13 protein-coding genes are annotated in these 14371 nt (G+C 47.3%); 4 read left to right on the plus strand and 9 right to left on the minus strand.

Going from position 1 to position 14371, the window contains the following annotated elements; translation table 11 throughout:
- Positions 1 to 118 precede the first annotated feature (118 nt).
- Both pdxR (ACJJJA_RS18875) and pdxR (ACJJJA_RS18880) read left to right on the plus strand, forming a co-directional pair.
- A complete protein-coding gene (pdxR, locus tag ACJJJA_RS18875; protein WP_444903042.1) occupies positions 119 to 1585 on the plus strand; it encodes a MocR-like pyridoxine biosynthesis transcription factor PdxR in 1467 nt (488 codons plus the stop codon).
- A 925-nt stretch (positions 1586 to 2510) separates the two neighbouring features.
- Entirely contained in the window at positions 2511 to 3989 is a 1479-nt protein-coding gene (gene pdxR / locus ACJJJA_RS18880) for a MocR-like pyridoxine biosynthesis transcription factor PdxR (RefSeq protein ID WP_444903043.1), read from the plus strand.
- A 157-nt stretch (positions 3990 to 4146) separates the two neighbouring features.
- Here the strand turns inward: pdxR (ACJJJA_RS18880) and ACJJJA_RS18885 are convergent, their stop codons facing one another.
- From ACJJJA_RS18885 to ACJJJA_RS18910, 6 genes are all read right to left on the minus strand, one after another.
- Positions 4147 to 5172, minus strand: a complete 1026-nt coding sequence (locus ACJJJA_RS18885) for a lipase family protein (RefSeq protein ID WP_444903044.1) — start codon at positions 5170 to 5172, stop codon at positions 4147 to 4149.
- Between the two features lie 132 nt (positions 5173 to 5304).
- On the minus strand, positions 5305 to 5901 hold the full coding sequence (gene msrA / locus ACJJJA_RS18890; RefSeq protein ID WP_444887072.1) for a peptide-methionine (S)-S-oxide reductase MsrA: 597 nt from the start codon (positions 5899 to 5901) through the stop codon (positions 5305 to 5307).
- Between the two features lie 63 nt (positions 5902 to 5964).
- Positions 5965 to 7149 (minus strand): iron-containing alcohol dehydrogenase, encoded by a 1185-nt coding sequence (locus ACJJJA_RS18895; RefSeq protein ID WP_444903045.1) that lies wholly within the window; start codon positions 7147 to 7149, stop codon positions 5965 to 5967.
- A gap of 233 nt (positions 7150 to 7382) precedes the next feature.
- Positions 7383 to 7844 (minus strand): hypothetical protein, encoded by a 462-nt coding sequence (locus ACJJJA_RS18900; RefSeq protein WP_444903046.1) that lies wholly within the window; start codon positions 7842 to 7844, stop codon positions 7383 to 7385.
- Positions 7845 to 7868: 24 nt separating this feature from the next.
- Complete coding sequence (locus ACJJJA_RS18905) at positions 7869 to 9257, minus strand: aldehyde dehydrogenase family protein (RefSeq protein WP_444903047.1); 1389 nt, start codon at positions 9255 to 9257, stop codon at positions 7869 to 7871.
- Between the two features lie 81 nt (positions 9258 to 9338).
- Positions 9339 to 10712: a glutamine synthetase family protein gene (locus ACJJJA_RS18910; RefSeq protein WP_444887076.1), complete on the minus strand. Its 1374-nt coding sequence runs from the start codon at positions 10710 to 10712 to the stop codon at positions 9339 to 9341.
- Between the two features lie 162 nt (positions 10713 to 10874).
- Between ACJJJA_RS18910 and ppa the strand changes: the two genes are divergently transcribed.
- Positions 10875 to 11411: an inorganic diphosphatase gene (gene ppa, locus ACJJJA_RS18915; RefSeq protein WP_020412430.1), complete on the plus strand. Its 537-nt coding sequence runs from the start codon at positions 10875 to 10877 to the stop codon at positions 11409 to 11411.
- Positions 11412 to 11532: 121 nt separating this feature from the next.
- Here ppa and ACJJJA_RS18920 read toward each other — a convergent pair whose 3' ends face one another.
- The 3 genes from ACJJJA_RS18920 to ACJJJA_RS18930 all read right to left on the minus strand — a co-directional run bounded on the left by ACJJJA_RS18920 (position 11533) and on the right by ACJJJA_RS18930 (position 13756).
- A complete protein-coding gene (locus ACJJJA_RS18920) occupies positions 11533 to 12021 on the minus strand; it encodes a hypothetical protein (RefSeq protein WP_444903048.1) in 489 nt (162 codons plus the stop codon).
- A gap of 51 nt (positions 12022 to 12072) precedes the next feature.
- Positions 12073 to 12897: a serine O-acetyltransferase gene (gene cysE, locus ACJJJA_RS18925; protein WP_252083153.1), complete on the minus strand. Its 825-nt coding sequence runs from the start codon at positions 12895 to 12897 to the stop codon at positions 12073 to 12075.
- A gap of 142 nt (positions 12898 to 13039) precedes the next feature.
- Positions 13040 to 13756: a M15 family metallopeptidase gene (locus ACJJJA_RS18930; RefSeq protein ID WP_444903049.1), complete on the minus strand. Its 717-nt coding sequence runs from the start codon at positions 13754 to 13756 to the stop codon at positions 13040 to 13042.
- A 243-nt stretch (positions 13757 to 13999) separates the two neighbouring features.
- Between ACJJJA_RS18930 and ACJJJA_RS18935 the strand changes: the two genes are divergently transcribed.
- A complete protein-coding gene (locus tag ACJJJA_RS18935; protein ID WP_252083155.1) occupies positions 14000 to 14284 on the plus strand; it encodes a TfoX/Sxy family protein in 285 nt (94 codons plus the stop codon).
- Positions 14285 to 14371: the final 87 nt, after the last annotated feature.

Consider the following 14371-nt stretch of genomic DNA (forward strand, 5'->3'; position numbering starts at 1 on the left):
CAATTTTTTTCTTTGTAATTTTTAAAGAAGCTTAAGCAAATAATCATTTGATGACACGATGTAGATATAATACAAAAAAATAATAGAATTTAAGTTTGAATACTTCTTGGTGCAGGTAGTGAGTGCTCCAGACCTTTTTGACCTATCTCTTGATCGAAATCGCCCCCTTCAAAAGCAGCTCTATCAAATACTGATAGATTGGATAGTGAATGGGCGACTTACTAAGGGTACAAAGCTGCCCTCTTCACGAAGACTGTCTGAGAGCCTGAATATCAGTAGAAATACCGTTATCCAAGTGATTGAACAATTAAAAAAAGAGGGATTTCTTGTTAGTAAGGCAGGTAAAGCTATTTATGTCTCCAGCAACTTAGCTTTCTGCACAATTGAAACAGCCGAAAATTCTACTCTGAGCGAGAATAATCCAGAGTTCTCCTTACCACCACTCTCAGATTATAGTGAGACAATAAAATCTCGTCCTAAACTTAAGTCGCGCTGGCCCACCCTTCTTCCTTTCTCACCAGGTGTGCCAGATTTAAAGTTATTTCCCTTTGCTATCTGGAATAAAATATATCGACAACACCAAGATAGGATACCAATTAGCGGTTATGGAGATCCACAAGGATACTTAGCATTAAGAAAAAGGCTAGCACAACATTTACTGGCCTCACGGGGTGTTCGTTGTACAGCTGAGCAGATCATCATCACTAACGGAAGACAAGAAGCTTTAAATATATGTGCCCAAACAATACTTAATAGTGGCGATACAGTTTTAATGGAAAATCCTGGCTATAGAGGAGCTAGATTTGCTTTTCACGCAAAGAATGCAACCGTAAATTTGGTTGAATTAAATGAAAACCGACTGGATATAGATCGATTAGTCAGAGAAAACAAACAAGCAAGACTCATTTATACAACAGCGACTTATCAACACCCTATGGGTGGGGTTATCCCACTTCAAGAAAGAAGTAAGCTACTCAATTGGGCTGAAAAATCGAAGTGTTGGATATTAGAAGATGAAGCCAACGGTATATTTTCATTTGAAGAAAAGCCGATAGCCGCAATACAAGGCATGAAGAAACACACTCCAGTTATATTTATTGGCAGTTTTAGCCGTACACTTTTGCCAAGCTTCCGTTTGGGCTATCTTATAGTACCAAAGTCTGTTGTATCCTCTTTTGTAGATATTAAGTCCATACTATCAGGACCATGTAACCAGCTCCAACAAGCAGTGTTAGCCGACTTTATTAATGATGGGCACTATGTGCGGCACATTCGCAGAATGCAAATAAACTATCAAGAAAAGTGGGAACACTTCTGTCAGCTAATTCATATTCATCTAGAGCCAGATGTAAAACTTATTAAAAGCAGTGCTGCTATGTTTGTAGTTATAAAAACTCCAGGGCATGATGATACCTATTTGCATGAAAAACTTAACCAGAGAGGTTTCGGGAGTGCCCCATTGTCTCTATCTGACGCTAACAAACCAAAAGTATCCGGCCTAATATTAGGATGTGCCAATACGACTCACCTTCAACGACAACAGTTCGTTGAATACCTATCGAAGCTTTTAAAAAAACAAGGATAGTTACCCGAAATTTTCAACCTTAAGCTGGCACTTACTATAAAAATAAACATAATAAAACTATTAAAAACCACTAGCCAGAATATTATTACTGATACCTCTTAACAACGGTTTTCATCCACCTTAACAGCGGTGAAATTCACACTCCTACCCAATACAAAACTGTTGCTCACCCAATAAAGAAAACTTCAAACCTTATCAAGCTAAAATATTTAAGCATTATTTAAAGAGCATAATACCGCAATTATAAACTTCTAGATATTTACAACCGCATTAACTTATCGCACAGAATTATAAGTGATTGCGCTTTATAAAACTTTGCCCACCCCAAAACAAGTCACTGCATAAAAATTATATATTGCACTATTCGCAAATGGGCGCATCTCGACTATATAAGTTTTTCTCACACTATAAGCCCGCCCCAATAAGTCACCTAACTTTAACATAGGGAAATATCTTGCACTCCTAAATAAACAACTAAAAGTTAAACCGCTTCACTTACATTAAAACACCTTGCCATAATAATACCGAAATCAAATTCAACAACAAATAAGGCAATTAAATCAATTACAAACAAAAAAAGTAAGGTCCAGTTTAGAAAAAATCATGGTACCACCCGCTGAAAGGTTTTCTAAGGTGGTAAACTTGGCAAACTAATTTATGAAAAAAAAATAAACTCTGAAATCTATACTGAATGATAACACTCCATATCCCCAATCATATCTAAAAGGAAGTGCAATAAGATTTAACCATCAAACATTATTGAACCAATAATAGATCTCTTAAATTTACACATACCATCCTAATTTAAAAAAATTGTACAATAATGCAGCATATAAAGCCTCACACAACCTAGATCAAACAGATGAAATTAAACTTGAAAGTTATCATTCTCCTATAAATTTAATTTTATTTAATGGTACCTACGGTGAGTGCCCCAGATTTTTCTGACTTAATCCTAAATCGAGACAAACCTCTTCAGAAGCAACTCTATAATGCCTTAATGGCACGAATAATTAATGGGCGTCTATCACCTGGAGTTAAACTCCCTTCATCCAGAAGAATGTCTGAATGTTTACAAATCAGCCGAAATACTGTCACGCAAGTAATAGAACAACTAAAAAATGAAGGATTTCTTTTTAGTGAAGCAGGAAAAGGGATTTTTGTTTCTTATCACCTACCACATTGTGTAATAGATTCAAACAAGTCAAATTTAGTCAGTGAGAGTGGCAATAACAACAATGATCTTCCAGTGTTATCAAACTATTGTGAGATGTTAAAATCTCAATCTTCTCTTATGGCACGCTGGCCACCAACCCTCCCTTTTTCTCCAGGCATGCCCGATTTAAGAGCTTTTCCTTTTTCTATTTGGAATAAAATATATCGACAACATCAAGATAGGATTTCCATTAGCGGATATGGTGATCCAATTGGATATCTCCCTTTAAGAGAGAGACTTGCAGAATATTTACTTTTATCTCGGGGTGTTCGCTGCAACCCAGATCAAATCATTATCACAAACGGGAGGCAGGAAGCCTTAAACATTTGCGCTCAAACCATATTAAATCATGCTGATCCTGTAATTATTGAAAACCCATGCTACAGAGGTGCAAGAATCGCTTTTGAAGCCAAAAATGCAAAATTAAATTTTATTGATCTAGATGCAAATCGACTGGATGTAAGCAAAGTTTTACAAGCTAATATAGAAGCAAAATTAATCTATACAAGCCCAACTCATCAACACCCAATGGGTGGCGTTATTCCAACTTATGAAAGAGACAAGCTCTTAGACTGGGCAGAAAAATCTAATTGCTGGGTATTAGAAGATGAATCTAATAGTGTGTTTTCATTTGGAGAAAAGCCGATAGCGGCTTTACAAGGAATGCGTGAAAACAGCCCAGTGATATTTATCGGTAGTTTTAATCGTGTATTAAAACCAAATTTACGCTTAGGCTATCTTGTAGTACCTAAGCCCGTAGTATCTTCTTTCACATATACAAAAGCCACACTCTCAGGACCTTCAACACTACTTTATCAAGCAGTAATAGCTGACTTTATTGCCGAAGGACACTTTGTGAGACATGTGCGAAAAATGCAAAAACATTATCGGGATAAATGGAAGCATTTTTGCGAATTAATCACAAGTAAACTCGAACCAAATGTTAAGCTAATTAGAAGCAGTGCATCTATGTATGTTGTTATTAGTACACCAGGCTTTAATGACATCAAACTTGCACAAAAACTCAACCAGAATGGATATGGGAGTTCAGCGCTTTCCCTATCTTACGCAAATCAACCAGCCAAGTCTGGATTAATTATTGGTTGCGTGAATACAACACAGACTCAACGAGAGCAATTTGTGGAGCATTTAAAAAATCTACTAAAGGACAAAATAAATTATATTTGATATAAATTATACTGCTTCAACTCATTGATTTCACCCACCCTTAGACTGTATTTATATTAAATAGCTACAGTCTAAGATTATCTCCTGATAATATATCCTGCAATACCTATCCGCAAAATCCCACTACTACATCGCCTTATAATATGTATTACAAGCCCTATAAATTATGGCCGCATAATTGTGGAATATTATTAGTCCGTAGCAATAATTTAAATATGCTTTTCACCACTGACTTGGCACCGAGCTCCCCCAAAAAAAAGAAGTGTCCCCCGGGAAGAGATATTGAAAAGTGGCTACCAGAACATTCAACTTGTTCTTGAAGACACTCCCAATGACTAGAAGAGAGGTCCTTCAATGCATTATCTCCAAGCACCCTCTTAATAAGCACTCTATTTCTAATAAACGCCCAGTTAGAGGTATTCAGTAATACATTTTCCGCATCAGATATCGAATTACCATGAATAATTACAGGAAAAGGATAGTCGTCATAATTGAAAGTGTTCGCGGACTTAAGGCTCCATTCTAAGTCTTCCACAAACTGGCCATTCTTATACATCAGGCCCGTGCCAATCAATCCCACAGGGGTGGCCCCCAGGATCCTCTGCCGATAAATATCTTTTGGGAGAATAGTATGGCCGTTATAGGTACTTTGATCTTCCAGTGCCTGAAAAAACCAGGGGTATAAGCTCTCCCGGTTTGCCAGCCCTTCTGGTGTCATAGCGATATTTTCAGCATTTGCTTTTGGCAAGAAGCCTGGAACAGCGGGATCTCCCGACATGGCAACAAACATCACTATTGAGAAGCACTTACCAATCGCTTCCCTCCCAAGAGCTCCGGCAATCTTGCATCCCATACTCCAGCCACAGACGATCACCTCTTGCTGCAAGCTATTCTCAGAGACAATCTTGTCAATTACTTCCGCGACCTGCTTACCCCAATCTGCGATGGTGAAATTGGGATAATATCCATCAAAGGCCTTATTGGCGATGGGGAAGGATATCGCGAGAAAAGGGTGGCCTGAACGATGTACCCAATAACTGATAAAGTCTTCTTCCCTGGCCTCAGGGCAGCCATAAAAGATACGTGCCAAGTGAGAGTTACCCGGCACAAATACTATTAGAGGTTTGGATTTATCTGCAGCCATATAGCGATAAAGAACGGGGAATCCTGCTGCAGTGCTCATTACCTCCCCTTCTTGCAACCTGCCAGATTCGGTGTTCCCCATGCCGTTTACCACATCTGAATTATCCTAGTCAGCAGACTTATTCGCTTAAGGGCACCTCTATTTAAGAGATCAAAAAACACCCCAAACTCTTCAGCTCTTGCTCTTACCTTTTCCCCAAACTTCCTCAAGCCGCTGATCCCGCCCGCAGCGAAAGCGGTAGTATTTATAGCGTAGGGGATTGCGCTGATAATAATCCTGGTGGTAAGCCTCTGCCGGATAGAAAGTAGCGGCAGGCTTTATCTGGGTGACAACTTTCTTACCCAGCTCGGCCTCTACTTTCTTCTTACTCTCTTCGGCCAGCTTCTTCTCTTCTTCATTACCGTAAAAGATCTCAGCACGGTACTGGTCGCCCCGGTCACAAAACTGGCCACCGGCATCAAAGGGGTCCACGTTGTGCCAAAAAATATTGAGTAACTCGGAATAACTCACTTTGTTTGCATCATATTTAACTTGCACCACCTCGGCATGGCCGGTGCCACCAGCAGAGACCTGATCATAGGAGGGGTTCTTTACATGACCACCGCTGTAACCTGAGGTGGTTTCCAGCACGCCATTCACTTTGTCATACGGCGGTTCCATACACCAGAAACAGCCTCCAGCAAAAATAGCGGTTCGTATATCAGGAGAATCCTGGGCATATCCGAGGGTGGCTGCCAGAAGAATAAACAGAGTAAAAATACCGCGCATAACGAATTCCTATGGAATGTTCTATAAATGGTTACTCTTCTGTCGACTCATAGAGGGAAACTCTTACAGTGTGACACTACCCTGGCAAGCACGCAGGAAAATATCGCGATATTTCACTGCACTAAACGACATAGGATTACTGGCTGCCGAGGGATCTGCCGCAGCCATATGAGCGATTCTATCGGCGTCTTCGGCTTTGATACCGATTTCAACCAGGGTGTGGGGAATATTTAATTGCTGACGCAGACCGAGAATCCAATTCAGTACGGCATCGAAACCGCTCTCGAACCTATCTTTGCCGGTCAATTGCAGTGAGAGGGCCAACTGCCCCATGGGAACCTCTATAGCAGGCCGGTTGGCTACAAGCACATAGGGCATCAATATGGCGTTGAGTAAACCGTGGTGCTTGTCATATAGGGCACCGAGCGGATGTGCCAGGGCATGAATAGCTCCCAAGCCACGCTGAAATGCGGTGGCTCCCATACAGGAGGCTACCAACATCTGTTGGCGGGCTTTCAACTCAGTACCAATCATGTAAGCACGGGGCAGATAGTTCTTAATCAGACGCATCCCCTGTAGTGCGATGCCCTCTGCCATGGGGTGGTAAATGGGGGAATAATAAGCTTCCAGGTTATGCGAGAGTGCATCCATGCCGGTGGCTGCAGTAATCTGGGGGGGAAGATCCAGAGTCAGTTCGGCATCCAGTATGACGATATCCGGCAATAGTTTGGGGTGAAATATCAGGCGTTTTAGCTTCGCCTGCTCATCGGTTATGACCGCCACCCGCCCGACTTCCGAGCCAGTGCCCGCGGTTGTAGGCACGGCAATTACTGGGAGCATGCCGTCAGGGTCAACCCGCTTATAGTTATCGCCAATATCTTCAAAATCCCAAATGGGACGACGCTGCCCGGCCATTAGGGCAATCGCCTTACCGGCATCTATGGCTGAACCACCACCGAAGGCGATTACGCCGTCGCAATTTTTATCTCGTAACAGCTCGACACCACTGTCAATATTCTCACCGTTGGGATTCCCCTTGATTGTGGAGAAAATCTCCACCTCCAGGCCGTATTCCTTACAAGGCACCAATGCGCGTTGAAGCAGTGGTATGCCTGCAATACCGGGATCCGTTACCAGTAAGGGGTGCTGCATATTGAGATCAAAGCAGGCTTTGGCAAGATCTGATATCCGGCCGGGACCAACCCAAATATTGGTAGGAAAATTCCAGTTTACCCGGTATTTATCCACATTATCCTCTCTGCCTTTACTGCCTAGCCATTTAAAATTTCTTGTTACCCACAGTCTCTATGCATTTAACCGATAGGATAAGGTTAAAAAAAAATTTTCTATTCATGACCTCAACGCTATCTGGATATCCCACCTGTAAAAGCTCGGGGTTATTATCCATAGGCGAAACTAGAGCTGAAAAAAGCGCGATTGTTATTTTAGTAATTGGATCTGTAAAACCAGCAGAAGCATCATTAATCGACTACATCTTCTAAGGGCTCGACAGATTCAACCAACTTAATCACTGGAGTAAAGTCCACTGAATGACAGTCACCTTGATAGGACGCAATCAGTAGATCGCTCCCATCCCCCAAAAACCAATTTGCCGAACACTTCCCTTCCGATGTAAAAGTGACAAAGTAACCTGAATATTTGCCAATCTGTACCGAAGAAACTGGATGCTCCAATGGGTGCATTTTTAAGAACGCACTGGGGTCTCCTCCATTAACCAACAACCCTTTCCTCAGAAAAAACCCCATCACATTACCTGTATCATTCTGGCAAAATTCTATTCCCACATAGTCATTATATTCTCTGCGTATCGACCAACCATCAGGGACCTCTAGAGCAATATCTCTATAAACATAGGACTCCGCGTTTAGCACTAGGGGATAAGTTAAGAACACACCATAAATACAACAAGCAATCCACCTCACAACATTTCCCTCTTTACTGGTTTACTAGCCCCCAACTTTAAAGTGAAATGATTTGGGCCTGGTTAGCTGCTCAAACCCGACTCTGGACAAAGTACACCCCCTGCCAGATTGTTTAACGCCGCTCCAGGCCAATTCCGGGTCTAAATAGTCGCAGCGATTGAGAAACACTGTGCCCACTCGCAAGTGATCGCCAATTGCCAGGGCAGTTTCTTCATCTTGTGAAAAAATAGCTGCCGTCAAACCGAAAGGGCTGTTATTCATTAATTCTAGAGCCTCACCATCGTCATGGACTTTTTGCACCCCCAAAACCGGGCCAAAAGATTCATCGCGCATTACCCGCATTTTTTGCCGCACACCAGTAAGTAATTGTGGTGCCATATACTGAGTACCGCGCCTGTCCATGAAAAATTTACTGCTGTGCAGGTGGGGCTGGGCGCCCTGGGCCACAGCTTCGTCAATTTGAGTGCGCACTTTGTCGGCAGCCTCTGCATTGACTAACGGACCCAGGGTTGTTTGAGGATCATCGGGGCGCCCCAATTGGTAATCACCCACTAGTGCCACGGCGCGTTCGACAAATTCTTCGAATAGATTTTCCTGCACATAGGCACGTTCAATACCACAGCAAGACTGACCGGAATTAAAAAAAGCACCATCCACTACAGTCTCTACCGCCAATTCAAGGTCCGCATCTTCACGCACATAAGCGGGGTCCTTACCACCCAGCTCCAGTCCCAACTGGATAAATCGGCCGGCAACAATACGCTCTATATTGGCCCCGGCATCCACAGATCCGGTAAAAGCAATATGCTGGATTTCTTCGGCACAGGCTAAACGTTGCGTATTGGAATGATTGAGGTGCAAATATTGAAATACTCCGTAGGGCAGACCCGCTTCCCTGAAAGCCTCCACCATACGCTCGGCGCACAAGGGCGTTTGTGCCGAGTGTTTTAATATGACCGCATTGCCGGCCAGCAAAGATGGCACCAGTGCATTTACCGCGGTTAAATAGGGGTAGTTCCAGGGGGCGATCACCAGGGAAACCCCCAGCGGTTCACGGCGTATAAAGCGGGAAAATCCCGGTTTAATTGGCAAATGGATATCTACAAGGGCCTCCTCTGCCAGATTTGCCATGGCCGTAGCGCGCTCTGCAAAGCCGTCTATTTCGCCCGGTGCAAAACGAATGGGTCTGCCCATCATCCAACAGAGTTCCTCAGCCAGACGATGCCTGCGCTCGGTAAAAAACTCCACTGCACGGTGGACAATGGCGATTCGCTCCACCAGAGGGGTCAATCGCCAGGCTTTTTGTGAAGCCGCCGCCCTATCCAGGGCTACACGAATTTCAGCCTCGCCGGCCAGGGCTCGCTCCAGATATACACTGTTATCGACAGGGGAAATACAGCGCAGGTGGTGCATATTAAATATTCCTTATCCGCGGCTTATTTTGATTTCCTTACCATCCAAAAAATCACAAAAGCGGGCTTTTAAAAGGGCCATTTAAATAATTTCAAAATACCTATCCAGCTCCCAGTCAGTAACATGGCGACGATACTCGCGCTCCTCCCATTCCCGGCTGGCGGCGAAATGCTCAATAAATTCACTGCCGAATAATTCATGAGCCGTCTCGGAATTTTTTAGACGCTGGGTGGCATCCCATAAAGTGGTAGGCAACGCCTGCTGTGCCTCTTGTGTCAGGGCATAGGCATTGCCCTCGATGGGCGTACTGGGCTGCCACTGCTGCATGATTCCGTAAAGGCCGGAGCCCAGGGCGGCGGCCAGCGCCAGATAGGGGTTGGCATCTGCAGCGCCCAGGCGGTATTCCACCCGCTGTGATTTTTCCCCGCCGGGGATGGCACGCAAGGCCGTGGTGCGATTTTCCACGCCCCAGTTCGCACCGGTAGGCGCCCAAAAACCCGGAACCAGGCGGCGGTAGCTGTTGATAGTTGGCGCGAACAGAGCCAGGAATTCTGGCATCAGGCGCTGTTGGCCGGCGATAAAGTAACGCATGGTCTCACTGATTCCCTGGGGCTGAGAGCCATCGAAAAACGCGGCATTGCCGTTATTCAAATCGCGCAGCGATAAATGAATATGGCCACTCTGCCCGGGAAGATCGCTGGACCAGCGCGACATAAAAGTCGCCATCAGGCCCATACGCTGGGCCAGCACTTTCATAAAGGTTTTAAACAGTGCGGCTTTATCCCCAGCAGCCTCGACCCTATCCACGGCGATTGCCGCTTCGAGAACCCCCGGGCCGGTTTCTGTATGAAGCCCCTCCAACGGGAAGTCCATACACTCACCCATTTCGAGGATTTCCCGGTAGAGTTCGGCGTGAACCGAGTTGCGCAGCATTGAATAGCCAAACCAGTCCGGCGTGAAAGGCTTCAGATTGCGAAAGCCCTTTTCCCGTACCGACTCGGGTGTTTCATCAAATAAAAAGAACTCGTATTCCAAAGCCGCGAAGGGCTCAAATCCAATAGCCCGACAACGGTCTACCACCCGCTGAAGAGCCGCACGCGGACACACGACCTGAGCCCGTTCATCAAACTCCGCCAGAAATAACAGCATATTGTCTTCAAAGGGAATATCGCGACAGCTGTGCGGCAGGATACGCACCGGCGCGTCTGGGTAGCCCGTGTGCCAGCCGGTATAACGGGTATTGTCATAGAGCTGGTCTTTAACATCCCAGCCCAGCACCACATCACAGAAGGAAAACCCCTGCTCCAGGGCAGAGAAGAATTTTTCACGGCTCATATATTTGCCGCGCATGACCCCATCCAAATCAAACAGGCCCACTTTCACATGACTGAGACCGCGCCCCTCAACGATGGCACGAGCCTCCTGAACGGTTTTTACCTCCCGCGCTTTGATCATGGCCATCCCTGCCCATTGTTGTTATCAATGTCCTACAGGATAGACCCGCCAGCCGAGCCTTGACGCCCCATATTTCCTTTAAGGGCGTGACTTTCAGCCGTGCCGAACTGCATATATAATCCGCGCTCCAAATTTTTCGTTTTACCCAGTTCAGGACCAGCAATGAGCTTCGACAAGATCCCCGCAGGTAAAGACCTGCCCAGCGATATCAACGTAATCATCGAGATCCCTGCCAACTCCGACCCCATCAAATATGAGGTGGACAAGGACTCAGACGCCGTATTTGTGGATCGTTTCGTTGCCACTCCCATGTTCTACCCAGCCAACTACGGTTATGTACCCCAGACTCTGTCGGAAGACGGCGACCCCCTGGACGTACTGGTAGTGGCACCCTACCCGGTAATGGTTGGCTCCGTGATCCGCTCTCGCGTGATCGGCGTTCTGAAAATGACCGACGAATCCGGTGTTGACGCCAAGCTGCTGGCGGTACCTCACACCAAGCTGACCAAGCTGTACGATCACGTTCAGGAAATTGGCGACCTGCCCGAGCTGCTGCTCAAGCAGATCGAACACTACTTCGAGAACTACAAGGCTCTGGAAGCTGGCAAGTGGGTGAAAGTGGAAGGCTGGGCCGACGCTGAAGAAGCGCGCAAAGAAGTGCTTTCCTCTCGCGAGCGCTACCTGAAAGAAGAAGGCTGATCACAGCTTCTCTTAAGCCCGGCACGATTTTGTATTGGCCGGGCTGACAGGCATAAAAAAACCGGCATCTAGCCGGTTTTTTTATGCCTGGGCGCTGCAATCAACGCGAATCGAAGAAAATCTAATTGAGATCCCACTGGGGAATATTGACTGGTGCAGCAACTGTTTCGGCCCGCTCGCTCTCATCCAGTAACAACCCCTCCGCCGCGCGCAGGCTGATATGTTCGGTGGGCACCTGCACCTCAGCTATCGACTCGCGTTCGTGGTCCTTAATCAGGTTGCCCTCCATTGGCGCGAGCGTCCAGTTTGGAACGCGAGGGCCCTCTGGCTGAGGTGTTTGACTCGGCTCGGGCACCGGAGGGATCTCTTCAGGGCCACCCTCGCTTTTCAGATTGACCTGAGCCCCAACCTTGGCCAGGGTCGCTTGAAATTGCTCCGCCTGGGCGCGACTCAATCCCTTGCGCAGCACCAGCGGTCGACCACTAAACAGTTTTTCCACTGCCTGCGGACTGCTCTTAAACAAGCGCGCCAAATTGGCCTTCACATCACCGGCGGTAAACCCGGCAATCAGGTCGCCGCGGAAAATCAGGCTATAGGTGGCTTGGGTCATCACTCAATCCCTATGTGTAATGCTGGTTGGATAATACTTGCTGCAGCGAGTTTATTCTTCGGAATCCAGGGTTTGATCCATGGTAAAGGCGGGGGCCTTTTCTATCCGGCCACCCACTTGACGCGCGGGGACACCGGCCACTGTGGTGTGGTCGGGGACGTCCTGTAGAACCAGGCTACCCGCAGCAATCTTCACATCCTCACCCACCCGCACAGGCCCCAATATCTTGGCGCCGGCACCGATCATAACCCCGTGACCAATCTTCGGGTGGCGATCCCCGGAACCTCGGCCGCTGCCGCCCAGAGTCACTGAGTGCAAAATAGAGACGTTGTCGCCCACCACCGAGGTCTCTCCCACGACCAGGCCCGTAGCGTGGTCAATCATAATGCCGCTGCCAAATTGAGCTGCGGGGTGGATGTCCACAGAAAACTGTTCCGAAACACGGCTCTGGAAGTACAGCGCGAGCGTCGTGCGGCCCTGCTTCCACAGCCAGTGGGCAATTCGGTGCGACTGCAGTGCATGAAAGCCCTTGAAGTAGAGAAAGGGGGTGAGGTACTGATCACAGGCGGGATCGCGATCGTACCAGGCACAGATATCCGCCAGCATACTGCGGGATATCCCTGTATCTGCTTGTAAGGCCGAAGCGATCACCTCCTGCAAAGCGGTGGAGGTGAGTGCATTGTGATCCAGGACTGAGGCTAACTGGTCGGCGATTGCGTGCTCCGCCGACTTGTGGCGCAGCACCGTATTGTGAAAATAACTCGCCAGAATCGGTTCATCCCTGGCAGCTGCGGCAGCCTCTGCGCGCATAGCACTCCATACGTCTCTGGGCTCAGTTTGGCTGTCGATATTCAGTTCCTCACCTGTCGTACTCATTTTCCCGGCGCTTTCCTAATGTATTTGATTTGTCTCACACAACTTTGCGCCATTGGGCCCGCGCAGCTTCGCAGGAATACCAGGGCCTTTCAAGCGCCATCCGGCGGTGAAAATAAAGCGTACCGATTTGCGTAAATTTTGCTCAGAGCGGCATATCTGTCGGATAACAGTGATCCGGAATCCATACAAAGCGCGTATAGATTTGCTCCAGCTGCTCGCAAACCGTGTCACACAGCGCCAAGTCGCAGGAGCGCAACTGCGCCTCCAGGCGTTCGGGTGTCAACAGGTGCTGTAGCTCCAGGGCTCGCGGTGCATAACTCAAATGCCAGCGCTCCGGTGCAACGCCACCGAGATCTTCGGCATAAGGACGAAACAGGCCGTAACTTTGCCCCGCGGCTATACGCTGATCCAGCCATTGGTGAAAAGCGCCAAAAACCCCATCATCGGCCACTTCCTGTGGGGTGAGCTGTACCTGGTAATCCTCGGCTACAGCGGCGGCATCGATAATATCGAAGTCAGTACCCCAATGATGGCGCGAGGCACCGGGCAGTGCCGACCAACGCAGTATGGCCAGCACTAACTCCTGCGGTGGCAGCTCAGAGACTTCAAGCTCTACGCCATCGGTGTTCAGCACTGGACGCAGTCCTTGTGCCTTGTTATTCCAGATGGTGCGCTGGCGCTCAAAGCTGCGAAAACCTGAGACCACCTTGGGGTCAAAACCGACATCTCGCGCATCGCGCCGTAGGCGCTGAAATGCCACCAGTGCCTCAGGGTGCAGCAGCTGTCCTGAGGGTGGATCGAGGATAACGTGCATATCGGTTAGCCCGAAGAGCATACTCTTAAGCGGTGTGGATAACATTTGGCTCCTATAGACAGGCGATTTTCAAAAGGCGGGCTAAAGTGAGTAAACCCCCAGCTATTACTCTACCAAAGAGCGGCATGGAATAAGTGGCCACTGGAAATGCTAGGCAAAGTAATAGGCGCTTTCTTAGGCCATGCGGCGGTTATCTTTGTTGGCAGCTTGCTAATTTATGTTAAGTTCAGCCCCGCGATTGGGGATTGATCGTGACTACTGGACGGAAAACCTTGCAGGGAAAACTGAATGCACCCAAGTCAATCAGAACTACTTAAGCTGAAAAATTTGGGGCTCGCCTCCGTTAACATCCTTCACTCCATTGGTATTCGCACCTACGAAGACCTCCATCGTATTGGCCCGGTTGAGGCCTTTATCAGTATTCGCAACCGCGGGATCAACGCCTCGCGCGTCATGCTTTATGCACTGCAAGGTGCTCTACTTGATGTGCACTGGAACGATCTGGACCCAGATCTTAAACAGCAATTGGTGACTGAAGCCGACCGCCTGCTGGCTACACAGAATTCAAACTAAAGCCTGTCACCAACAATTTTAGAAAGGGAAAAGCTACGCTGGGGCCCTTGCGCATCTGAGTGCCTGCGCAACAAGATGTACCGAGAC

Source organism: Microbulbifer mixtoriginis (SeqCode) (assembly GCF_052466865.1).